At 72.3% G+C, this 21,391-nt stretch carries 21 protein-coding genes; 11 read left to right on the top strand and 10 right to left on the bottom strand.

All coding sequences use genetic code 11. The features are described from left to right. The first annotated feature begins 18 nt into the window (after positions 1-18). Both ACIQ7D_RS32720 and ACIQ7D_RS32715 read left to right on the top strand, forming a co-directional pair. Positions 19-201: a hypothetical protein gene (locus ACIQ7D_RS32720; RefSeq protein WP_329822718.1), complete on the top strand. Its 183-nt coding sequence runs from the start codon at positions 19-21 to the stop codon at positions 199-201. A 192-nt stretch (positions 202-393) separates the two neighbouring features. Further along, entirely contained in the window at positions 394-864 is a 471-nt protein-coding gene (locus tag ACIQ7D_RS32715; RefSeq protein ID WP_403943935.1) for a GNAT family N-acetyltransferase, read from the top strand. Between the two features lie 67 nt (positions 865-931). Here the strand turns inward: ACIQ7D_RS32715 and ACIQ7D_RS32710 are convergent, their stop codons facing one another. From ACIQ7D_RS32710 to ACIQ7D_RS32695, 4 genes are all read right to left on the bottom strand, one after another. After that, positions 932-1,825 carry a hypothetical protein gene (locus tag ACIQ7D_RS32710; protein WP_403943932.1) on the bottom strand — a complete coding sequence of 298 codons (894 nt, stop codon included), beginning with the start codon at positions 1,823-1,825 and terminating at the stop codon, positions 932-934. A gap of 95 nt (positions 1,826-1,920) precedes the next feature. After that, positions 1,921-2,211 carry a hypothetical protein gene (locus ACIQ7D_RS32705; protein WP_403943930.1) on the bottom strand — a complete coding sequence of 97 codons (291 nt, stop codon included), beginning with the start codon at positions 2,209-2,211 and terminating at the stop codon, positions 1,921-1,923. 170 nt (positions 2,212-2,381) lie between these two features. Further along, a complete protein-coding gene (locus ACIQ7D_RS32700) occupies positions 2,382-2,981 on the bottom strand; it encodes a class I SAM-dependent methyltransferase (RefSeq protein ID WP_403943928.1) in 600 nt (199 codons plus the stop codon). A gap of 51 nt (positions 2,982-3,032) precedes the next feature. Beyond that, on the bottom strand, positions 3,033-3,461 hold the full coding sequence (locus tag ACIQ7D_RS32695) for a PPOX class F420-dependent oxidoreductase (RefSeq protein ID WP_403943926.1): 429 nt from the start codon (positions 3,459-3,461) through the stop codon (positions 3,033-3,035). A gap of 147 nt (positions 3,462-3,608) precedes the next feature. Here ACIQ7D_RS32695 and ACIQ7D_RS32690 point away from each other — a divergent pair, with 147 nt between their 5' ends. Continuing rightward, complete coding sequence (locus ACIQ7D_RS32690) at positions 3,609-4,022, top strand: roadblock/LC7 domain-containing protein (RefSeq protein WP_385006017.1); 414 nt, start codon at positions 3,609-3,611, stop codon at positions 4,020-4,022. A 109-nt stretch (positions 4,023-4,131) separates the two neighbouring features. Beyond that, positions 4,132-5,217 carry a DUF6397 family protein gene (locus ACIQ7D_RS32685; RefSeq protein ID WP_403943924.1) on the top strand — a complete coding sequence of 362 codons (1,086 nt, stop codon included), beginning with the start codon at positions 4,132-4,134 and terminating at the stop codon, positions 5,215-5,217. Here the strand turns inward: ACIQ7D_RS32685 and ACIQ7D_RS32680 are convergent. Beyond that, positions 5,202-6,206 carry a fibronectin type III domain-containing protein gene (locus ACIQ7D_RS32680; protein ID WP_403943921.1) on the bottom strand — a complete coding sequence of 335 codons (1,005 nt, stop codon included), beginning with the start codon at positions 6,204-6,206 and terminating at the stop codon, positions 5,202-5,204. The genes ACIQ7D_RS32685 and ACIQ7D_RS32680 overlap by 16 nt on opposite strands. A gap of 234 nt (positions 6,207-6,440) precedes the next feature. After that, complete coding sequence (locus ACIQ7D_RS32675; protein ID WP_403943918.1) at positions 6,441-7,187, bottom strand: carbonic anhydrase; 747 nt, start codon at positions 7,185-7,187, stop codon at positions 6,441-6,443. A 261-nt stretch (positions 7,188-7,448) separates the two neighbouring features. Here ACIQ7D_RS32675 and ACIQ7D_RS32670 point away from each other — a divergent pair, with 261 nt between their 5' ends. Further along, positions 7,449-7,913 carry a GNAT family N-acetyltransferase gene (locus tag ACIQ7D_RS32670; RefSeq protein WP_403943916.1) on the top strand — a complete coding sequence of 155 codons (465 nt, stop codon included), beginning with the start codon at positions 7,449-7,451 and terminating at the stop codon, positions 7,911-7,913. 201 nt (positions 7,914-8,114) lie between these two features. On the opposite strand, the gene ACIQ7D_RS32665 is transcribed toward ACIQ7D_RS32670, so the two are convergent. The 4 genes from ACIQ7D_RS32665 to rhaI all read right to left on the bottom strand — a co-directional run bounded on the left by ACIQ7D_RS32665 (position 8,115) and on the right by rhaI (position 14,444). Then, complete coding sequence (locus ACIQ7D_RS32665) at positions 8,115-9,143, bottom strand: LacI family DNA-binding transcriptional regulator (protein ID WP_403943914.1); 1,029 nt, start codon at positions 9,141-9,143, stop codon at positions 8,115-8,117. A gap of 142 nt (positions 9,144-9,285) precedes the next feature. Continuing rightward, positions 9,286-10,797, bottom strand: a complete 1,512-nt coding sequence (locus tag ACIQ7D_RS32660) for a rhamnulokinase family protein (protein ID WP_403943912.1) — start codon at positions 10,795-10,797, stop codon at positions 9,286-9,288. A gap of 252 nt (positions 10,798-11,049) precedes the next feature. Then, on the bottom strand, positions 11,050-13,101 hold the full coding sequence (locus ACIQ7D_RS32655; protein ID WP_403943910.1) for a bifunctional aldolase/short-chain dehydrogenase: 2,052 nt from the start codon (positions 13,099-13,101) through the stop codon (positions 11,050-11,052). A 173-nt stretch (positions 13,102-13,274) separates the two neighbouring features. Then, entirely contained in the window at positions 13,275-14,444 is a 1,170-nt protein-coding gene (gene rhaI, locus ACIQ7D_RS32650) for an L-rhamnose isomerase (RefSeq protein ID WP_403943907.1), read from the bottom strand. 275 nt (positions 14,445-14,719) lie between these two features. On the opposite strand from rhaI, the gene ACIQ7D_RS32645 reads away from it, so the two are divergent. The 6 genes from ACIQ7D_RS32645 to ACIQ7D_RS32620 all read left to right on the top strand — a co-directional run bounded on the left by ACIQ7D_RS32645 (position 14,720) and on the right by ACIQ7D_RS32620 (position 21,367). Continuing rightward, complete coding sequence (locus ACIQ7D_RS32645) at positions 14,720-16,279, top strand: sugar ABC transporter ATP-binding protein (RefSeq protein ID WP_403943905.1); 1,560 nt, start codon at positions 14,720-14,722, stop codon at positions 16,277-16,279. After that, a complete protein-coding gene (locus tag ACIQ7D_RS32640; protein ID WP_403943903.1) occupies positions 16,276-17,328 on the top strand; it encodes an ABC transporter permease in 1,053 nt (350 codons plus the stop codon). Before ACIQ7D_RS32645 ends, ACIQ7D_RS32640 begins: the two co-directional genes overlap by 4 nt. Beyond that, positions 17,312-18,376: an ABC transporter permease gene (locus ACIQ7D_RS32635; RefSeq protein WP_403943900.1), complete on the top strand. Its 1,065-nt coding sequence runs from the start codon at positions 17,312-17,314 to the stop codon at positions 18,374-18,376. The genes ACIQ7D_RS32640 and ACIQ7D_RS32635 overlap by 17 nt, the downstream gene beginning before the upstream one ends. A 53-nt stretch (positions 18,377-18,429) precedes the next feature. After that, positions 18,430-19,515: a rhamnose ABC transporter substrate-binding protein gene (gene rhaS / locus ACIQ7D_RS32630; RefSeq protein ID WP_403943897.1), complete on the top strand. Its 1,086-nt coding sequence runs from the start codon at positions 18,430-18,432 to the stop codon at positions 19,513-19,515. A gap of 21 nt (positions 19,516-19,536) precedes the next feature. Next, on the top strand, positions 19,537-19,857 hold the full coding sequence (locus ACIQ7D_RS32625) for an L-rhamnose mutarotase (protein WP_403943895.1): 321 nt from the start codon (positions 19,537-19,539) through the stop codon (positions 19,855-19,857). Positions 19,858-19,948: 91 nt separating this feature from the next. Beyond that, positions 19,949-21,367, top strand: coding sequence for a BNR repeat-containing protein (locus ACIQ7D_RS32620; RefSeq protein ID WP_403943894.1), 1,419 nt, complete (start codon positions 19,949-19,951; stop codon positions 21,365-21,367). The last annotated feature ends 24 nt before the right edge of the window (positions 21,368-21,391 follow it).

Raw genomic sequence — 21,391 nt, 5'->3', positions numbered from 1 at the left:
CGCGAAGGAGGCGTCGAGATGTCGACAAGCGCGAAGATCGCCATTGGGGGAGTGGCCGTTGGCCTTCTGCTGATGCCGTTGATCGGATTCTGGTTCTCGCTGCTGGTGGTGATAGGCGTGCCGACGGCCGCCTATCTGATGCTGGACCCGTCGCAGCGCCGCAGGCTGCGCAGGATCAGCCGCAAGGAGCTGGGCCGCTGAGCGGCGGACCGTGACGGGCACGTCGGGCCCCGGAGCCGCGGCGAATGCGGCGGCCCGGGGTCCGCGTACGCGCGGGCGGGCCCCGCGCCCGCGTCATGGCGCGGCCCGTGCCCCGTCGTCCCCCGGACCCGCGCTCGCGTCACCGTGCGGCCGTTTCCGGTTCCGGCCGCGCAGCGTTTAGGGTCCTCGGTTGTGGAGATCAGCCCCATAGCCTTCGACCACCCCGACGCCGTCAAGCTCAGCGACGAGGCGCAGGCGGAGTACCTGAGACGCTTCGGTCACGACGACCTGACGCTGCTGCGTCCGTCCTACTTCGATCCGCCGCTCGGGCTGTTTCTCCTCGCCTACCAGGACGGGGCGCCCGTCGCCTCCGGTGGCTGGCGCGCCCAGGACGCGCTGGCCGAGGGGTACGAGCGCGGGGACGCGGAAGTGAAGCGGATGTTCGTCGCCCCCGAGGCGCGCGGGCGCGGGCTGGCCCGCCGGATACTGGCCGCGCTGGAAGCGGACGCGCGGCGCGCGGGCCGGATCCGGATGGTCCTGGAGACCGGCGACCTGCTGCCCGAGGCGGTGGGGCTCTACCAGTCCAGCGGCTATGTGCCGACCACGGGCTTCGGCTTCTACCGCGTCCATCCGGACAGCCGGTTCTTCCGCAAGCCGCTGTGACACGCGCCCCTGACGCGCGCTGGTGGGACACGGTGGTGGGACCCGGACCGATGCCGTCGTGCCCGCCTCAGGCCGGATGTACGGCGATCCCGTCGAGCGCCGTGAGCAGCCCGGGCAGTTCGGTGCCGCGCCCGACGGGCAGCACCTCACCCGGCTCCTCGTCCAGCAGAACGAACGCCATGTCGTCGGTCCTGGCCACGAAGGACCAGCCGGGACCGTCGGCGCGCAGCGTCCGTGCCTCGTCCGGGGCGAAGCCGGACCGTACCCGGCCGAGCGGCGGCGGCGCCGTATCGGCGTCCACATAGGCGCGCAGCCCGGCCAGCGCGCGCACCACCCCCGGATGCGAGGGCGCGGGCGTGCCGCCGTCCTCTGAGGTATCGGAGGCGGCGGGGCCGGGGGCGCCCGGCGTCTCGGCGGCCGCATCCCCGGCGCCTTCGAACCGCTCACGCCACAACGCCCATTGGAGCGCGACCTCGTCCGCCCCGAGGCGCCGCTGCGCCGGGCCCCACGTCGCGGTGTCGGGCGGGGAGAGGGGCAGCCGTACGGTGCTCTCCCCGGCTCCGGAGTCCTCGGTGGCCTCATGGTCTGCGGCGTCGGCCGGTCGCGGGTCGTGCGGGGCGGGGACACCCGGCGCCGCCACGGACAGGGCCAGGGGCCAGCCGGGCAGCGCGGAGACGACGGAACGTTCGTCCGGCGACAGGTCGTACTCCATTCCGCAGTCCCAGGACGCGATCGCTACGGCGACCAGGGAGACATCGTCGATCACGACCGTCCAGCGGGCACCCGCGCCGTCCTGGCCCATCACCAGGCCGTATCCGCCCGGGTACGGCTCCAGCCCGAGAGCGGCGCACGCCTGCGCGTAGTCGTCGCCGAGCACGGCGGGGAACCGCGCGGGCGTGAGCAGCGCGGCGGTCAGTACGTACAGCGCGTCATCGTCCACGGAGTCGTCCGTCGCGGCCATGACACCTCCTCGTCCCACCAGCGGCCTGTCGGCGCACCCTAGCCAGTCGGTGCCCCGGGCGTCGAGAGCGGGGAGGGCGAGGGAGGGCGGGCTTCTCACGCGGCCGGCAGGCCCAGCAGGCTGCGGGCCACGGTCCGCGGCGACTCGTCCCGCTCACGGGCCAGCGCGATCACCGCCCGGCAGGCCAGTTCGTTGACGCCGAAGGAAAGCGCCTCGGGAGAGACCCAGCCCGCCGCCTCGTCGATCCGCTGCTGATCGTCCTCCGCGCACGCGGAGACATAGGTCGCGGCGGCCTCGAACAGATTGTGCTGCCGCGGCCGGGGATGGTTCACGGCCGATGCGGGGGCACCGTCCGACACAAGGATCCTGCGCAGTCTGCTGAACACCGGGTCCACCTTCCCTGCTTCCTGGCACGGTGCGGCCCGTACGGTCGAGCGGGGCCGCCACCTCCAACGTACGGTCGGCGGCGCCCCGGCAGAAGGGCCCTTCGGCGTCTTCGGGAGCCGGCACGCAGGCAACCGGGGCCCCTGTACGGGCCCGCGGGGCCGCCCGGGCCTCAGCCGGCCCGTACCGCCAGCGCCAGGAAGCGCGTGTCCTCGTCCGTGTACGACTCCATGCGCCAGCCGGCCCCGGCCAGCAGGGGGCGCAGCCGGGGCTCGGCGCGCAGATCGTCCTCGGTGATCCGGCGCCCCTGCCGGGCGGCGAGCGCGGCCCGGCCGAGGGGGTGGAACAGCGCGAGCCGTCCGCCGGGCCGTACGACCCTGGCCAGCTCGCGCAGATTCTCCTGCGGCCGGGGCAGGTGCGCGATCAGGCCCGCGCCGAACACCGCGTCCAGCGCCCGTGAGCGCACCGGCAGCCGGCTCACGTCGGCGAGCAGGAGCCGCCCGGTGCGGTGCCGCCCGGCCTGTACGGCCGCCACCAGCATCTCCGGCGTCAGATCGGCGCCCAGCACCGAGCCCCGCTCGCCCACGGCGTCCCGCAGGGACGGCAGCGCCCGCCCCGTACCGCATCCGGCGTCCAGGACCGCGTCGCCGGGGCGCAGTCCGAGTTCGGCGACGGCGGCGGCGTAGGCGGGGCCGTCGCCGGGGAACCGGGTGTCCCACCCCGCCGCCCGCGCGCCGAAGAATTCCCGTACCTGTGTGTGGTCATGGGCCATGCCGTCATGATCCCTCAAAGCCGGGCCGTCCGGCACGCGGGCGGCGACAACTCAGTCCGCCACGCCCGTGTACGCCGAGACCTTCTCGATCCGTACGCGCACCAGCAGTTCGCCCGGTACGCCGTTGCGTCGGCCGTACTCCTCGGCGCGCTCCTCGCCCATGTACCGGGCGGCGATGCGCGTCGCCCAGTGGAGCAGCCGCTCGGGGTCCTCGTCGATCTCGGCACGGCCCTGGATCACCACGAAGCCGAACGGCGGCCGTTCGTCGTCCACGCAGAGCGCCAGCCGCGCGTCACGCAGCAGATTGCGGCCCTTCACGGTCTCCTCGCCCGTGTTGAAGACCAGATCGTCCCCGTCCAGAACGAACCAGATCGGTGCGATGTGCGGGGATCCGTCGGCCCGTACGGTGGACAGCTTGCCGGTGCGCGTTCCCTCGGAGACGAAGGCGTGCCATTCGTCCTTGCTCATGTTTGTCGCCATGCCCGCATTTTCGCGTGTGGCGTGATGCGGCGCGATGTGACGCACCGACACCCTCTGGTCCCGGCTGTGGCTTGCCCGGACGCGGCCGGTGCGGAAGGCTACGGGCGTTGTGGGACATGGGGAACATCAGAACGGGGAGGGACGGCAATGCCACTCGAAAAGGGACTTGACTGGTTGCTGGACGACCTGACCGAACGGGTCGAGCACATCAAGCACGCGCTGGTGCTCTCGAACGACGGTCTGGTCACGGGCGCCAGTTCGGGGCTCGCGCGCGAGGACGCGGAACACCTCGCGGCGGTCTCCTCGGGGCTGCACAGCCTCGCGCGCGGGTCGGGCCGCCACTTCCGGGCGGGCAAGGCTCGGCAGACCATGGTCGAGTTCGACGAGGCGCTGCTCTTCGTCACCGCGGCGGGCGACGGCAGTTGCCTGTGTGTGCTGACCGCGGCCGAGGCCGATGTGGGCCAGGTCGCCTACGAGATGACCCTGCTCGTCAACCGGGTCGGTGAGCACTTGGGTGTCGCGGCGAGACAGCCCGACCACACCACGTTGAGCGGCCTCTGACCAGGGTTTTTCGCTCGGCTGTCGAAGTTGTCCACAGGCTGGGCGGGAAACCCCGTGAACGCGCTACGGTCGTCACCGAGAGTAGTTGGCACTCACGGGGAGGACGACCATGTCCATCAGCGAGGCACGGACCGGTGCGCGGATCGACGTACCGACCGACGTACGGGCCGATGAGCGGATCGGTGCGCGAACCGATGCGCGGATCGATGTACGGAGCGGGGCGCGGGCCCAGGTCAGGACCGGGGGCGGGGGCGGGGGCGGGGTCAAGGCCGGGGCCGGGGGCGAGACCGGGGCTCGGGCAGGGGAGGACGCCTCGGGTGGGCTCGGTCCGAGCCGGGCCGCGCGGGAACTGCACCTGAAGCGCGGCGAGTTCGAGCTCGCCACGCAGCTCGGGCACATCCGCACCGAGGTGGGGACGGCCGGCGGGCGACGCCGGGTGAGCCGGCGGGAGATCGAGCGGCTGCGGGCGGCGGAGGGGTTCCCGGACGGGCTGCGCCAGCGGGTGCGGACGGTGGGCACGGCGGAGGGATCGGCGCTGATGTCCGTCAGTCCGGGCCGCTTCACCCGGCTGGCGAGGGCGGGGCTCGTCGCGCCGGTGACCTTCTACCTGAACCGCTACCGCACGGTGGTCTGGCTGTATCTCGCCGACGAGCTGCGGGCGTGCGCCGCGGGGGAGCCGAGGCTGCGCCTCGGGCGGCTGCCGCGAGGGCTCTGCGCCGGGGTCGACGAGAGCGACGACCGCCGCCCGCGCAACTGGCGGGGTCGGCGTATCGGCCATCTTCTGCATGAGAGCGAGGACCCCTGGGAACGGGTGGCCGTCGTGGGGTGTGTGCTCGACGCGGCCCATCTCGCCGAGCTGGTGCGTGATCCGTACGAACGCGCCTATCTGAACCGGCTGGCGCCCGCTCTCTTCCGCCCGTACCCGGAGTCCGAGGCGGCACGCTCCACGGTGGGGCGGCTGCTGCTGGCGGATCACCCGGACGAGATCGCCTGGCATCGCGCCAGTCTGGAGACGTTCCTGGCGGAGGCGCGGCGGGCGCGCCCGGCGCCGCGGGCCGAGGAGCCCACCACGCGTGCGGAGGGGGCCGGCCCGCCGCTCGGCGGTCCGCTCGGTGGCCTGCTGACCCGGCTGCGGGCCAGGCGGGAGCGGGGGCCAGGGCCGGTGGGCGCCGTGCCGCCTCACGAACGGGGGTGACGGCTCGCCGTGGGCCGGCCGTCCGGGGTGGTGACGACGGTACGTTCCGCGGAGAAGGCGCCCCAGGTGCCGTCGGGCAGCTTCGCGCGGAGCTTCACCCGAAAGGACACACCCGGCGTCCTGCTCACGTACACGCTGTAGGTCGCCCGCTCCCGGGGTGCCTCGGCGCCCCAGACCAGGGTCGTCGCGAACTTCCCGTTCAGATGGATCTCATAGGCGGGCACCTCGGCGCCGGTGCGCGGCGGGAGCCAGGACAGGTCGACGTGGTACGCCCCGTCGTCGGCGCGTGCCGTGGCCCGCAGGTCGGCCGGGGCGGTGTCGGGGTCGTCCGCCGGGCCGTGCGGGGTGGTGAGTGCGACGGTGCGGCTCGTGGGCGAGGTGTTGTCCGCCGCGTCCCGGGCGACCACCGTGAAGCGGTAGGGGGTTCCCGGCCGCAACCGGGTGACCTGGGCCGAGGTCGCGTCCGCGCCGACGCTGTGGATCCGTGAGCCGCCCTGGTGGATGTCGTACGAGACGATGCCCTGCCCGTCCGGGGCCCGGTCCCAGGTGATCCGGGCGGCGCGCGCCCCGTCGCTGCGGCCCCGCACCCCGGTGGGAGCGGCGGGCGGATCCCGGTCCTCGGCGACGGTCGCCGGCGTGGCCACGGACACGGTCGCGCTGTGCGGCGAGACAGTGCCGTCGGCGCCCTTGGCGCGGACGGTGAAGGTGTAGCGGCTCGACGGGGTGAGGCCGTCGACATCGGTCATGGTCGTGTCGCCCGGGACGTTCTTGACCTTCGTACCGCTCCGGTAGACGTCGTACCCGCGGACGCCGTCCTCGGCCGGGGCCGGGTGCCACATGACGTGGGCGGAGGTGGCGCTGCCGGCCTGGACGGTGACCCTCGCGGGGGCCGAAGGCGCCGCCCGCTCGTCGTTCGCACCGCACGCGCCCGTCGCGAGGAGCGCCGCGCAGAGGGGGCCGAGCGTGGCGCCGGTACGGAACCTGGTCATGGCCGTGTCCTTCACCCGGGGGTAATGGTCTAGACATATATGACACAGGTGACGGGTTCACATCAAGAGGAAGGAGGTGTCGGACGGGCCGAACGTAACGAGGCGAGCGGGGAAGTGGCGGGTAAAAGGTGCCCGGAGGGAGGAAACGTGCGAGGGCGGGAGAGTGGTTCCGGGGCGCCGCCCTTCCCCGGCGGGGGCGGGGCGGGCGGCGGGTGCCGGTACTGCTGGGGGAGATCAGCCGGTGCGGTGGACGAGCTGGGTGCCCAGTTCGTACCGTGCGCCGACGATCGCCAGCTTGCCCTCGGCCACCTTGGCCGCGAGGTCGGGCTCCGCGGCGAGGCGGGCGCGGACCATCTCCACATTCGCGCTCACGGTGGAGTCGACACGGGCGGTGCCGTGCTGGGTGTGGTCGATCGCGGGCCGGATCTGGTCGGCCAGATACTGGATGTGGGCCGGGAGCTGTGCGCCCGTCTCCTCGGCCTCGACCGCCGCGGCGACGGCGCCGCAGGACTGGTGACCGAGGACCAGGATCAGCGGTATGCCCAGTTCGAGCACTCCGTAGCTGATGCTGCCGAGAACGGCCTCGTCCAGCACCTCACCGGCCGAGCGTACGGTCATCAGGTCGCCGAGCCCCTGGTCGAAGACGAGCTCCGGAGGGACCCGGGAGTCGATGCAGCCGAGGATGAGGGCGAAGGGGTGCTGGCCGGTGACGAGGGCCTTGCGTACGGCCTCCGTCTCGTCGGGGTGCCGCTGCCGGAACGTCCGCCAGCGCCGGTTGCCCTCGGCGAGCTCGGCCAGGGCCTCGTCGGCGGTGGCGGGCCGTGGCCGGGCGGGCCGGGCGGACGGTGCCGCGCCGGCGGTGGTGGCGGTCAGCGCCACGCCGGTGGTGGCGGCCGTCCCCGCGAGTGCCGCACGGAGCAGGGTGCGGCGGGGTGTGCCGGTGGGGGCCGATGGTCTCTGTATGTGCTTGGTCAATATCACCGCCGGAGACTAACCGTGACAACCTTGGCCATTGCTTTTCACAGGTGAAGAGTTGACGCATTCTTGAACCAAGAACATGGCGTATGCAGGGGGTTGGGCCTTTGGACCCGCTGCGTTCACCGCTCGGTCGGGTGGCCGCGGAGCGCTCGCGCGACGGGCTGTGGTTGCATGGTCCGGGTGAATCGACAGACTATGCCAGCGGCCGATGACATTCCGATGTGTGATGTCCGGCGACGCGACGTGGGTGATCTCGACGATTGCGTGACTGTGCTCGCAGAGGTGCACAAGGCCGACGCCTATCCGGTGAACTGGCCCGTGACGCCCGCTGATTGGCTGGCGCCACCCGAGCAGCTCGCCGCCTGGGTGGCCGAACTCGACGGACGGATCGTCGGCCACCTCGCACTCTCCCCGCCCGTCGAGGGTGACGCGGCTCCCGCGCTCTGGGGTGAGCGGACTGGCGCGGCTCCGGACGAAATCGCCGTGGTGACCCGGCTGTTCGTCGCGCCGGACGCCCGCGGTCACGGCATCGGAGCGCTCCTGATGTCCCAGGCCTTACGGGAGGCCAGAACGCGAGGGCTGCATCTCGTCCTGGACGTGGTGGCCGCCGACACGGGCTCCGTGGCGTTCTACGAACACCTGGGCTGGACTCTGCTGGACACCGCCGAGCAGCGCTGGAGCCAGGAGCAGACGGTCACGGTCCACTGCTACGCGGCCCCGGCCAGGTAGGTCCACCGGACAGGCGTCCGGTCACCCCCTGGTCCGCGCCCGCGGAACGCGGCGCGTCCGGCCGGTGGAAGCCGCCTCGTCCGGCCCCCCCGCACGCCGCCTCGTCCGGCCCCCCCGCACGCCGGTGCGTCCGGCGGCCCCCGGAGCGACACCGCGTCCGCGCTCCGGGGCGGCGCCCCGGACGAGCCGCCGGCGGCCGGGCTACTCCCCGTTCTCCAGGCGGCGCGTGGAACTGCGGACCACCAGTTCGGGCTGGAGCACGACCGAACGGTGCGTATGGTGCCCCGCGTCCGGCCCCGTCTCGTCCATCAGCATCTCCGCGGCCGTCCGCCCCATCGCGTCCGCGGGCTGCCGCACGGACGTCAGCGGGACGACCGCGGCCGCGGCGAACTCGATGTCGTCGTAACCGACGATCGACACATCGCCGGGCACATCCACCCCGGCCCCGTACATCGCCTGGAGGACCCCCAGCGCCAGCAGGTCGTTGGCGCAGAACACGGCCGTCGGACGCTCGGCGAGGCCCAGCAGCCGCGCCCCCGCGTCGATGCCCGAGGCGACGTCCAGCCTCGCCGACTCCACATGCCGCAGCGCCTCCTCCGGCAGCCCGGCCTCGCGCAGGGCGCCCAGCGCACCCGTACGGCGGTCCCGGCACTGGGGAAGTGACATCGGGCCGCTGATGTACGTCACGGAACGGTGCCCGGCGGCCAGCAGATGCCGCACGGCCAGCGCGCCGCCCGCCACGTCGTCCACCGAGACGGAACAGCCCTCGGAGGCGGGCACGGCACGGTCTACATGGACGAACGGAATGTCCCGGCGCGCGAACTCCCGTACGTTCCGGCCCGTCGCGTCGGCCGGGGTGAGCAGCACCCCGCGCACCCGCTGCTCGGTGAAGAGCGACAGGTACTCCGCCTCCTCGGCCGGACTGCCCGCGCTGTTGCAGAGCATCACCCCGAGCCCGGTCTCACGGGCCGCGCGCTCGGCGCCCTTGGCCACGGCCACGAAGAACGGGTTCGCCATGTCCAGCACGAGGATCGCCAGAATCCGGCTGGTCCCCACCCGGAGCTGCCTGGCCGTCTCGCTGCGGACGAAGCCGATCTGGTCTATGACCGCGCGTACCCGCACCCGGGTGGGTTCGGACACCTTCTCGGGACGGTTGAGCACGTTCGAGACGGTGCCGACCGAGACACCGGCCAGCCGGGCCACGTCCTTGATGCCGACCGTCTGCGCCACGCGTCCTGCCCGTTCTGTCACATCTCGCTGGTACCCCTGACCGGGTGGACCATCATATCGGGGGAGACGCACCCGGACACGTGTCGTGTACACCCGAATCGCCCGGCGCACCGTTCGGCGCGCCGTGGGCGGGGTGCGCGGGTCAGTGCCGGGCCCCCGCGTCCGCGATCAGAGCCGCGGCCCGGTCCCATGCCGCCCGGCCGGCCCGGTCGGCGGCCGGTTCGTACCGGCGCGGCTCCAGTGTGGCCCGTACCAGCGCGCGCAGATCGGCGAGAGTGCCCTCGACGGCGCCCGCCGCACGGGCCTGGACCAGTACGTTGCCGAGCGCCGCGGCCTCCGCCGGACCCGCGACCACGGGCAGGCCGCAGGCGTCCGCGGTGAGTTGGCACAGCAGCGCGTTGTGCGCGCCGCCGCCCACGACGTGCACCGTGTCCACGGAGCGGCCGGACAGCCGCTGCGCGTCCTCGATCGCACGCCGGTGCGCCAGCGCCAGCGAGTCCAGGACGCACCGGGCCGTCTCCGCGGGCCCCAGAGGCACCCGTACGCCGATGCTCCGGCACGCGTCCGCGATACGGCGCGGCATCTCCCCGGGCGCCAGGAACGCCGGGTCGTCCGCGTCGACGAACGACCGCAGCCCCGGCACCTCCGCGGCCTCGGCCAGCAGCCGGTCCAGCGGCTGGGGGGCGGACTCGGCCTCCCAGGTACGCAGGCACTCCTGGAGCAGCCAGAGCCCCATGATGTTGCGCAGATAGCGGACGGTGCCGTCCACGCCCAGCTCGTTGGTGAAGTTGGCCCGCCGGCTCTCCTCCGTCAGGACGGGGGCGTCCAGCTCCAGACCGGCCAGCGACCAGGTGCCGGTGGCGACATAGGCGAACCGGTCGCCGGACGCGGGCACCGCGGCGACGGCCGAGGCGGTGTCGTGCGAGCCGACGGCCGTCACCGGCACCGGACCGCGCAGGCCCGTCCCGGCGAGCACGTCGGGGAGCAGCGATCCGGCCGGCGTGCCCGGCGTCCGCAGGGCGGGGAAGAGCGAGAGGTCGATCCCGAGCGGCTCGGCGACCGACCGGGCCCAGTCGCGGGTCCGCGGGTCGACGAGCTGGGTGGTGGACGCGTTGGTCAGCTCCGTACCGGCCTCGCCGGTGAGCCAGTACGCGATGAGGTCGGGGATCAGCAGCAGCCGGTCCGCGGCGGCGAGCGCCGCGGAGCCCCGCGCCGCGGTGAGCTGGTACAGCGTGTTGAACGGCAGGTACTGCAGGCCCGTCGCCCCGTACAGCGCGGCGGGCGGCAGCACCGCGGCGACCTTCTCCGCCTCGCCCTCCGTACGGCTGTCGCGGTAGTGCACCGGGTTGCCGAGCAGCGCCCCGGACGCGTCGAGCAGCCCGTAGTCGACGGCCCAGGTGTCGATGCCGACGCTCGCGGGCGCCCGCCCGGCCCCCGTACCCGCGGCCCGCAGACCGTCCAGCACCCCGCCGTACAGGGACAGGATGTCCCAGTGCAGGGTGCCGGAGACCCGTACCGGACGGTTGGGGAACCGATGGACCTCCTCAAGGCGCAGGGTGCCGGCGCCCCGGCCGGAGACATGGCCGACCATGACGCGGCCACTGGACGCGCCGAGGTCGACGGCGGCGAAGGGAAGCGGTTCGGTGGGTGACACGGCGGACCTCGGGGATGACACGGCCGGCCCCGGCGGACGCCTGGGAACGGCGGACGCCGGGAACGGCGGACGGAAGGGAAGAAGGGACGGACGGGACGGCGCTGCCCGGCGGGGGATCCGGCGCCCGCGCCCGGCCGCGGGGAGTGCGCGGCGGACGACCGGCGACGGGGGAGCGCGGGCCGGGACCTGCCGTCAGGAACGGCCCCTGCCCGCGCGCCCCCTGGCGCCCCTCCCGGATCCGACCGAAAGGCCTCAGCGCAGGAACGCCGCCGCGACGCCCGCGTCCACCGGGACGTGCAGCCCGGTGGTGTGGCTCAGCTCGCCGCCCGTCAGGACGAAGACCGCCGCCGCCACATGCTCCGGCAGCACCTCGCGCTTGAGGATGGTCCGCTGCGCGTAGAACTCGCCCAGCTTCTCCTCCTCCACCCCGTACACCGCCGCGCGCTCCGCGCCCCAGCCGCCCGCGAAGATCCCGGAGCCCCGGACCACCCCGTCGGGGTTGACGCCGTTGACCCGGATCCCGGCCCCGCCCAGCTCGGCCGCGAGCAGCCGTACCTGGTGGGCCTGGTCGGCCTTGGTCGCCGAGTACGCGATGTTGTTCGGGCCAGCGAACACCGCGTTCTTCGAGGCGATGTAGACGATGTCCCCGCCGAACCCCTGGTCGGTCATGACCCGGGCCGCCTCCCGCGAGACGAGGAACGAGCCGCGGGCCATGATGTCGTGCTGGAGGTCCCAGTCCCTGGCCGTCGTCTCCAGCAGTGGCTTGGAGATCGAGATGCCGGCGTTGTTGACGACCAGGTCCACCCCGCCGAAGGCGAGCGCGGCCGCGTCGAACGCCGCCCGGATCTGCTCCTCGTCCGTCACGTCGACGGTCACCGCGACGGCCCGGTCCGTACCGCCCAGCTCCTCGGCGACGGTGGCCGCGCCCTCCGCGTTGAGATCCGCGACCACCACACACGCGCCCTCGGCGGCCAGCCGGTGCGCGACGGCCCGGCCGATCCCCGAGCCCGCCCCCGTCACCAGCGCCACCCGGGTCGCCAGCGCCTTCGGGGCCGGCATCCGGCGCAGCTTGGCCTCCTCCAGCTCCCAGTACTCGATACGGAACTTCTCGGACTCCTCGATGGGCGCGTATGTGGAGACGGCCTCGGCGCCGCGCATCACGTTGACGGCGTTCACGTAGAACTCACCGGCGACCCGCGCGGTCTGCTTGTCCTTGCCGAAGGAGAACATCCCCACGCCGGGCACCAGCACGATCGCCGGGTCCGCGCCGCGCATCGCCGGCGAGTCCGGCGTGGCGTGCCGCTCGTAGTACGCCCGGTACTCCGCCCGGTAGGCGGTGTGCAGCGCGGTCAGCCGCTCCCGCGTCTCCTCCAGCGGCGCCCCGGCGGGCAGGTCCAGGACCAGCGGCCGGACCTTGGTGCGCAGGAAGTGGTCCGGGCAGGAGGTGCCCAGCGCCGCCAGCCGCGGATGCTCCTCGCGCGCCAGGAAGTCGAGGACCGGCTCCGCGTCCGTGTAGTGGCCGACCTGGGGCCGGTCCGTGGAGGCGAGCCCCCGGATCAGCGGGGCGAGCGCGGCGGCCTTCGCCCGCCGCTCGGCCTCGGGCAGCGGCGCGTACCCCTCCCGTACGGGACCGAAGGGCTCGGGTGCGCCACGCTCCGTCAGGAACGCCTCGGCCGTGCGGATGATGTGCAGCGAGTTGCGCTCGCACTCCTCGGAGCTGTCGCCCCACGCGGTGATGCCGTGCCCGCCCAGCACACAGCCGATCGCCGCCGGGTTGGCCTCCTTGACCGCGGCGATGTCCAGACCGAGCTGGAAGCCGGGACGCCGCCAGGGCACCCAGACCACGGTGTCGCCGAAGCACTCCGCCGTCAGCTTCTCGCCGTCGGCCGCGCAGGCCAGCGCGATCCCCGAATCGGGGTGCAGATGGTCCACATGGGCGGCGTCGACCAGCCCGTGCATCGCCGTGTCGATGGACGGCGCCGCCCCGCCCTTGCCGTGCAGGCAGTAGTCGAACGCGGCGACCATCTCGTCCTCGCGCTCCACCCCCGGATACACCCCGGACAGCGCGCGCAGCCGGTCCACCCGCAGCGCGGCGAGACCACCGGCCGTGAGGGTGCCCAGATCGCCGCCCGACCCCTTGACCCACATCAGCTCGACGTCGTCGCCGGTCACGGGGTCGATGGTGGATCCCTTGGCGGAGGTGTTGCCACCGGCGTAGTTGGTGTTGCGCGGATCGGCGCCGAGCCGGTGCGAACGCTCCAGCAGTTCGGCCGCCGCCGGATGGATGGGAGGCTGGTCGGTCATCATGTCCCTCTGTGAGGTGCGGCCTTCGGGGGCGGAAGGCTCGGGCGGGCGGTGGTACGGGGGTACGAGACGGGCGGACGGACGGCCGGGCAGGTGGACGGCGCCGCTCGGCCGACGGCTCAGAGCCTGTCGGCTGACCTCTGACCGGGCGGCCGAGGTCACCCGGCAGGCTCTCAGGCGCCCCAGCCCGCCTGGGTCCCGCCGATCCGTTCGGCGACGATCTTCTCGCCGTAGCCGGAGGCGCGGTACGCGGCGACGGGATCGGCGTCCGCGCCCAGTTCGGTGCGGGCCTCGGCCACCAGCGGGCGCACATCCGTGTTGTAGGCGTCCATGATCACCGCGTTGGCGCCCAGCACATCGCCCGAGCGCTGGGCCTCGTCCAGCGCGTCCGCGTCCACCAGCAGCGCCTTGGCCGTGGCCTCCTGGACATTCATCACCGAGCGGATGATCGCGGGGATCTTCTCCTCGATGTTGTGGCACTGGTCGAGCATGAACGCGGTGTCCGCCGTGAACCCGCCGCCCCTGATCACCTCGTACATGATCCGGAAGAGCTGGAAGGGGTCGGCGGCCCCGGCCATCAGGTCGTCGTCCGCGTAGAAGCGGGAGTTGAAGTCGAACCCGCCGAGCTTCCTCTCACGCAGCAGCACCGCCACGATGAACTCGATGTTGGTGCCCGGCGCGTGGTGCCCGGTGTCCACGACGACCTGGGCCTTCTCGCCCAGCTTGAGGCAGTGCGCGTACGCCGTTCCCCAGTCCGGCACGTCCGTGGCGTAGAAGGCGGGCTCGAACAGCTTGTACTCCAGCAGCATCCGCCGGCCCTCGCCGAGCCGCTCGTACACCGCGGACAGCGCTTCGGCGAGCCGTCCCTGCCGGGCCGCGATGTCGTCCTGGCCCGGGTAGTTGATGCCGTCGGAGAACCACAGCTTCAGATCGCGCGAATCGGTGGCCTCCATGATGTCCACGCACTCCAGCAGATGCCCCAGCGCCTTGCGGCGCACGGCGGCGTCCGGATGGGTGACCGAGCCGAGCTTGTAGTCGTCGTCCTGGAACACGTTCGAGTTGATCGCCCCGATACGCAGCCCCAGCTCGCGCGCGTGGGCGGCGAGCGCGCCGTAGTCGTCCACGCGGTCCCAGGGGATGTGCAGCGCCACCGACGGCGCGACCCCCGTGTGGGCGTGCACCCGCGCGGCGTCCGCCAGCTTCTCCTGCGGCGTGCGCGGCACGCCCTGCTGCGCGAAGACCTTGAACCGTGTACCGGAGTTCCCGAACGCCCACGACGGCGTCTCGACTGCCTGCGACTTCAGCGCCGCCTTCACAGCGGACACGGCGGATCGACCCGTCATCTCTCAGCGCTCCCGTGGTGCGGACTCGCGAGGCGAGTCGATGTCACGATCCTTTATGAATCGTTTCATCGCGTGAAGTTAGGGGAGTCCCTCATCCGTGTCAACCCTCCGCGCGTCACCTTTGAACGCCTTGAAGCGTGCCCCGTCGGACTCGCCCGAAAATCTCGGGCACACCCCATTGACGTCGCCGACCCGTGCCGTTTAGCTTCCGTGCAACCTCATTGAAACCTTTCAGGGCGGGTGGCACAACGCGTCCCCCTCGCTGAGGAGCCCCTATGAACGAGTCCGCCACGGACCCCGGCACGGAACCCGCACCGGACCCGGCACCGGCCCCCGCCCCCGTTCTGGCCCTGAGGGACGTCAGCAAGTCCTTCGGCGCCGTACGCGCCCTGCGGGACGTCTCCCTCCAACTCCTGCCCGGCGAGGCGCACGCCCTCGCCGGTGAGAACGGCGCGGGCAAGTCCACGCTGATCAAAACACTCGCCGGGGTGCACCGGCCGGACGCCGGGGACGTACTCCTCGACGGCGAACCCGTCGTCTTCCACGGCCCCGCCGACGCCAGGGACGCGGGCATCGCCGTCATCTACCAGGAGCCCACGCTCTTCCCCGACCTGTCGATCGCCGAGAACATCTTCATGGGCCGCCAGCCGCGCCGGGCCCTCGGCCGGATCGACCACCGGGCCGTACGGGAGACCACCGCCGCCCTGATGAAACGGCTCGGCGTGGAACTCGACCCCGACCGGCCCGCCCGCGGGCTCTCCATCGCCGACCAGCAGATCGTGGAGATCGCCAAGGCGCTCTCCTTCGACGCGCGCGTCCTGATCATGGACGAGCCCACCGCGGCGCTCACCGGCGGCGAGACCGCCCGGCTCTTCTCCGTCGTACGGACGCTGCGCGCCGAGGGCGCCGCCGTCCTGTTCATCTCCCACCGCCTGGAGGAGATCTTCGCCCTCTGCCAGCGCGTCACGACCCTGCGCGACGGCCGCTGGATCTCCTCGCAGCCGCTGGCCGGGCTCACCGAGGACGACCTTGTCCGCTCCATGGTCGGCCGCGAACTGGGCGAGCTGTACCCCAAACAGCGGGCGACCGTCGGCGAGATCGCGCTGTCGGTACGGAGACTGACCCGGGAGGGCGTCTTCCGGGACATCTCCTTCGACGTACGGCGGGGCGAGATCGTCGCCCTGGCCGGGCTGGTGGGCGCGGGCCGCAGCGAGGTGGCGCAGGCCGTCTTCGGCGTCGACCGGGCCGACGCGGGCGAGGTCCAGGCCGGTGGGCGGAGCCTGCCCGCCGGATCACCGACCGCCGCCATGGCCGCCGGGCTCGCCCTGGTCCCCGAGGACCGCCGGCTGCGCGGCCTCGTGATGGACATGTCCATCGAACGGAACATCGGCCTCACCGGGCTCGGCCGGCTCGGCAGGGGCGGAATGGTCCGCCAGGTCCTGGAGCGCGGCCGGGCCGCCGACTGGGCCGTACGCCTCCAGCTCAAGTACAACCGCCTCGCCGACCCCGTCGGCGTGCTCTCCGGCGGCAACCAGCAGAAGGTCGTCCTCGCCAAATGGCTGGCGACCGAACCCTCCGTGCTCATCGTCGACGAACCCACCCGGGGCATCGACGTCGGCACGAAGGCCGAGGTGCACCGGCTGCTCTCCGCGCTCGCCGCGGACGGACTCGCCGTCCTGATGATCTCCTCCGACCTGCCCGAAGTGCTGGGCATGGCCGACCGGGTGCTCGTCATGCACGAAGGACGGCTCACCGCGGAGATACCGCGGGCCGAGGCCGACGAGGAGACGGTGATGGCGGCGGCGACCGGTCTGGGCGAAAGGACGGCGGCATGACCACCCTGACCGACCGGCCCACCCCGGACACCACCAAGGACGCGTCCTCGGCACGCTCACTCGTCGACACCGTGTTCCGGGCCAGGGAGATCAGCATCGCCGGAGCGCTGGCGCTGCTCATCCTCGGCACCTGGATCTCCAACCCGCGCTTCCTCGACGACCAGGGCGTCAAGGACCTCCTCCTCAACGCCTCCATCCTGGTCCTGCTCGCCGTCGGCCAGTCCGTGGTCGTCGTGACCCGCAACATCGACCTGTCGGTCGGCTCGGTCGTCGGGCTCTCCGCCTTCGCCTGCGGCAAGTTCGTCGCCGGCACCGACCACGGCGTCCTCACCGTCCTGCTGCTGGGCATCGCCCTCGGCGTCGCCTGCGGGCTGGTCAGCGGAGCCCTCGTCAGCTTCGGCCGGGTCCCCGCGCTGGTGGTCACCCTGGGCATGCTCTACATCATCCAGGGGCTCGACTACTGGTGGGCGCAGGGCGACCAGATCAGCGCGAACGACGTCCCCGACCCGATCCTGGGCCTCGGCAGCGGCAGCGTCCTCGGCATCCCGTACCTCCCGCTCATCGCCCTCGCCCTGCTCGCCGCCACCGCGTACTTCCTGCGCGGCTACCGCTCCGGACGCGAGCTGTACGCGATCGGCTCCAACCCCGAGGCCGCCCGGCTCGCCGGTGTCCCGATCCGCCGCCGGATCCTCGGCGCGTACGCCTTCTCCGGCGCCGTCGCCGGGTTCGCCGGCGCCCTGTGGCTCGCCCGCTTCGGCACCGTCGTCGCGGACAACGCCCACGGCTGGGAACTCACCGTCGTCAGCGCCGTCGTCGTCGGTGGCGTCGCCATCACCGGCGGCACCGGCACGGTCTGGGGCGCGGCGCTCGGCGCCCTGCTCCTCACCACCATCGGCAGCGCGCTGATCGTCCTGAAGGTCGATGCCTTCTGGCAGGGCGCCATCACCGGCGCGCTGCTCCTCGCGGCCATCAGCGTCGACCGGATCGTCTCCCTGCGCATGACCGCAGCACTGAGGAAGAGGAGCGCCCGACATGGGAATGGCGCCTGACACACAGGCAGCGCCGCGGCCCCCGGTGCGGACGCCCGAAGAGCGCCCCACCACGACGGGGGAGCGTGTACGGGCCGTGGGGCTGCGCTGGGACACGGCGGTCGGCGCCCTGCTGGTCGCGGTATTCGCCGTCGGCCTCGGCACCACCGAGGGGTTCGCCTCCGGCGAGAACCTGGCCTTCGCGTTCAACGACATCGCCGAGGTCGCCCTCATCGCCCTGCCCATGACCCTGCTGGTGGTGGCCGGACAGGTCGATCTCTCCGTCGCCTCCATGCTGGGCCTCGGCTCCGCGCTGACCGGCGCCCTGTGGAACGCGGGCTGGGCCTTCGAGACGATCGTCCCCGTCGTCCTGTTCGTCGGCGTCGCCGGAGGTCTCCTCAACGGCTGGCTCGTCACCCGGGTGGGGCTGCCCTCGCTCGCGGTCACCATCGGCACGCTCGCGCTCTACCGCGGCCTCGCCTCCGTGGCACTGGGCAGCGACGCGGTCACCGACTTCCCCGCCACGTACGCGGACTGGGCCGTGGACACCACCACCGTCCCCGGCACCTTCCTCACCTACCCCGTGCTCCTCTTCCTCGTGCTGGCCGTGGTCACCGCCGTGGTGCTGCACGCCACCGCCTTCGGCCGGTCGCTGTTCGCGATCGGCGCCCAGGAGGAGGCCGCCTACTTCGCCGGTATCCGGGTCAAGCGCTTCAAGCTGATCCTCTTCGTGCTCACCGGGGCGGTCTCCGCGTTCGCCGGTGTCGTCTTCACCCTGCGGTACGGCAGCGCCCGCGCCGACAACGGCCTCGGCTTCGAGATGCTCGTCATCGCCTCCGTCCTGCTGGGCGGTGTCGACTTCGACGGCGGCAAGGGCACGCTCTTCGGCGCGGTCGCCGGCGTACTGCTCATCGGGGTCCTGAAGAACCTGCTCACGCTGAACGACGTACCCAACGAGGTCCAGGTCATCGTGACCGGGCTGCTGCTCGTCGCCTCCGTCCTCACCCCCCGGGTCATCGCCGCCGCCGTCGAACGAAGGCACCGGCGCGCCACCGCCCCCGGTTCCTGACCCCCGCCCCGTCTCCCCGAGCCCGCCGAGCCTCCCGAAAGGTCCCGCCCGCCATGCTGATCCGTCACCCCGCCCGACGCCGTGCGGCCGCCACCGCCGCCACCGCCTGTGCCCTCGCCGTAGCCCTGACGTCCTGCTCCGGCACCACCAAGGACAGTGCGGAGAAGGACACCGCGACCGCCGCCTCCGGCGCCAAGGCCGACCCGGACGCGCCCCTGAAGAAGGGCCTCAAGCTCGCGTTCCTGCCCAAGCAGATCAACAACCCCTACGAGAAGATCGTCGACGAGGCCGGGATCGCGGCGGCCGGGGAGTACGGCGCCACCGGCAAGGAGGTCGGCCCCTCCGACGCCAACGCCTCCTCCCAGGTCTCGTACATCAACACCCTCATCCAGCAGCGCCAGGACGCCATCCTCATCGCGGCCAACGACCCCAACGCCGTGTGCGGCCCGCTCAAGCAGGCCATGAAGAAGGACATCAAGGTCGTCGCGTACGACTCCGACACCGCCAAGGACTGCCGCCAGCTCTTCATCAACCAGGCCAGCTCCGAGGAGATCGGCCGCAGCCTCGTCCAGCACCTGGGCGAACAGATCGGGTACCAGGGCAAGATCGCGATTCTCTCGGCCACCCAGAACGCCACGAACCAGAACACCTGGATCGAGTTCATGAAGGACGAGCTGAAGCTGCCCAAGTACAAGAACATGCAGCTCGTGAAGGTCGCGTACGGGGACGACGCCGACCAGAAGTCCTTCCAGCAGACCCAGGGGCTCCTCTCGGCCTACCCCGACCTCAAGGGCATCATCTCGCCCACCACCGTCGGGATAGCCGCTGCCGCCCGCTATCTCAGCGACTCCTCGTACAAGGGCAAGGTCGTCCTCAACGGGCTCGGCACACCCAACCAGATGCGCAAGTACGTCAAGGACGGCACCGTCGAGCAGTTCTCCCTGTGGAACCCGGAGGAGCTGGGCTACCTGGGCTCCTACGCCGCGGCCTCCCTTGCCTCCGGGCAGATCACCGGCGCCGAGGGCGAGAAGTTCAAGGCGGGCAAACTCGGCGAGTACACGATCGGCAAGGACGGCGAGGTCATCCTCGGGGAGCCGACCGTCTTCGACAAGAAGAACATCGACACGTTCGACTTCTGACCGATCGGAACGGTGACGTCCGTGCAACGCGTCTGCTTCCTGCTGAAGGTCCGCCAGGACCGCATCGCCGAATATCGCGAACGCCACGCCGAGGTCTGGCCCGACATGCTCGGGGCCCTGACGGATTGCGGCTGGCACAACTACTCGCTCTTCCTGCGCGACGACGGCCTGCTCGTCGGCTATCTGGAGACCGAGGACTTCGCGGCGGCCCAGGCCGCCATGGCCGCCACCGATGTCAACACCCGGTGGCAGAACGAGATGGCCGACTTCTTCGAGGCGCTGGACGGCGCCAAGCCGGACGAGGCCATGCGCCCCCTCACCGAGGTCTTCCACCTCGCCTGACCCGCCCCTGACCCCCGTCCGGCAGCTCGCCAGCCCGGCACCACGGCACCCGCCCGGTCCACGACCCGCAGGACGAAGGAGAGATCCGCGCATGAGGCCCCTGACCGCCGCACTGCCCGCCCTCGCACTCCTCGCCACCGCGGCGCTCCCCGGGGCGCCCACCGCGGCTGACCCCGCGCCGGCGGTCACCCGGGTCGCCGACACCCAGCTCGACGGCCAGGCCGTCTACTTCGTCTCGTACGACGGCCTGGTCAACAACAACTCCTTCCAGAAGAACGGTCTGCTGACCTACCGGGGGCACCAGTACGCCGCCTGGTACACGGCCGACCGCACCGCCGTCGTCGGCCGCCGCGCCCTGGGCGCCACCTCCTGGCAGACGGTACGGCTGCCGCACCGGCTCACCGTCGACGACTCCCACAACGTCATCTCCATGGGCCTCTCCCGTGCCGACGGCCGGCTGCACCTGAACATGGACTCGCACAGCAGCGGCTTCTTCTACGTCAAGTCGGCGGCCGGGCTCCTCGACGACCCCGCCGGACACGCCTGGAACAGCGGCCAGTTCGGCGCCGTACAGACGACCCTCGACGGGCTCGCGCTCACCTCCCAGTTCACCTATCCACAGTTCGTCGCCACCCCCGAGGGGCGCCTCCAGCTCAGCTACCGCGCCGGTGTCTCCGGCAACGGGCGCAACGCGCTCGCCGAGTACGACGGCTCGAAGTGGACCGCCCTCGGCGAATGGGCCGGATCCACCGGTACGTACACCAGCGAGCACGGCTCCAGCACCGCCCGCAACATGTACCTCCACGGCATCGACTACGGCGCCGACGGCCGGCTGCACGCCTTCTTCACGTGGCGCGAGCAGAACGGCGCCGTCATGTGCGCCGGCGGCGGTATCACCAACCACGACACCGGCTACGTGTACAGCGCGGACCGCGGCCGTACCTGGCGCACCGCGGCCGGCGGTGTCGCCGGTACCACCGGCGGCTTTGACCAGGTGACCGTCGGGGACACGGGGACGGTCGTCGACCCGATCAACCCCGACCACTCGCTGATGAACCAGGAGAGCCAGGCCGTCGACTCGGCCGGACTGCCGCACGCCGTCATCAGCTACGTCCCCGGCCGCTTCGGCCAGTGCACCACGAACTACGTGGCCGACCGCACCGCGAACGGCCGCGCCTTCCACCTCTTCAAGAACGAGGCGGGCACCTGGAAGAAGACCGAGATACCGGTCGCGCTCGGCTCCAGCCAGCGCACCCGGCTCGTTCTCGACCGGTACGACAACGCCTACGCCGTCCTGCCGTACGGCCGGATCGTCGCCGCGTCCAAGGCATCGGGGTACACCGACTGGAAGACCCTGTTCGACGGTGCCGGACTGAACGCCTTCGGTGAGGTCGTCGTCGACGACACGCGCATTGCCCAGGACGGTGTCCTGTCGTTCATGTACCAGCAGAAGTCGAGCGGCACCACCCCGTCCGCCCTGCGCGTCGTCGACTTCCGGCTGCCGTCCTGACAACGCCGTCCCGCCCAGAGAGGT

Origin of the sequence: Streptomyces sp. NPDC096310 (assembly GCF_044763125.1) — a bacterium.
In the GTDB taxonomy this organism is placed as follows: domain Bacteria; phylum Actinomycetota; class Actinomycetes; order Streptomycetales; family Streptomycetaceae; genus Streptomyces.
This window is presented reverse-complemented; position numbering and strand designations above follow the sequence as displayed.